This is a genomic window from Mesorhizobium sp. WSM4848, from assembly GCF_055811375.1.
In genome coordinates this window covers 1-946 of the sequence record NZ_JBVVPX010000107.1, presented here as the reverse complement: position 1 = coordinate 946, position 946 = coordinate 1, and the positions used below count along the sequence as shown (strand labels likewise).

The 946-nt window shown below is 58.7% G+C and carries 1 protein-coding gene and 1 pseudogene; both read right to left on the bottom strand.

The features are described from left to right. Positions 1–219, bottom strand: a 219-nt coding sequence (locus AC0L16_RS33495) for a hypothetical protein (protein ID WP_473625799.1), incomplete at its 3' end; no start/stop codon positions are given. A 434-nt stretch (positions 220–653) separates the two neighbouring features. Continuing rightward, positions 654–946 (bottom strand): annotated as a pseudogene (locus AC0L16_RS33490) (hypothetical protein); the annotation flags it as partial.

The following is a 946-nucleotide window of genomic DNA, read 5'->3' as shown; positions in this document are numbered from 1 at the left end:
TGTGAAGAACACCTGCCGGCGGTCACGACCGGCAGCCTTGCAACTTGAGCAGACAAAGAGCCCGACCAGGTCGTCATACATCGAGCCGTGGTCACGCCCGAGCCCGTCAATCAGCGCCTGGATGTCGAGCTTCGTCGATTTGCAGCACATCGGGTGCGCACAATTGACATAGATGGTTTCGCGGGCGGCCAGAGTGTCGGCGAGAGTCTTTTGGGGCATGGCGATCTCCGTTAAAGGGGTCGCCGCAACGGAGGATTATATTCCTGAAAACGAGGGCGTCGGCAATAAGGGGACGCCCACTCTTTGCCATCGGGTTGGGCCTCATTTCTTTCGGCCGGACTCGTTGCAACCTTCTCGCTATCGTGTGCGGCAACGGCGCGGCGTCTTGAAGCATCCGCTTCATCGGCTCGTTGCGTTTTTCGCAATCGTGTCGTTCACGGTCCGTGGAGCGCATACCTCGTAGAAAAGAAGGCTTGGCAGAAACTCTCAGTCAACCGGCAAAATGCAACACACCAATTCTTTGAGGTGACTGCCGATGAAATCCGGGCGGCTGCTAGTGACCTAGCGAAAATCCAGGTAGAGGCGTCTCACTTTGCCTTTGGCTTTTTTGTACCCAAAAACACATAGCATCGAGCGTGGCAGGCGACAAACGACTAGCTCTCATCCCAGAAATCCTGCAGCGAGGCGTGCCTTAGGTCTTCCTCGCCCCTTAGATGCTTCACGCGGGCTTTGATCCCCGGCTTGACCCACTGCGTTGCCGGCCGCGTTGGCATCTCCTTGGGCGGTGGCCCGGCATGCTCTTGGACACGCTTCCACAGCCGCTCGCGCATCTCGCGATTGACGCTGACGAACGCACTGCCGACATATTTCGGGTGCCCGGCTCGGCCATCAGGGCAAAGGCCGGCTTGCCCCTCTCGCGCTCGACCCCAAGAAGCTCTAACCCGCT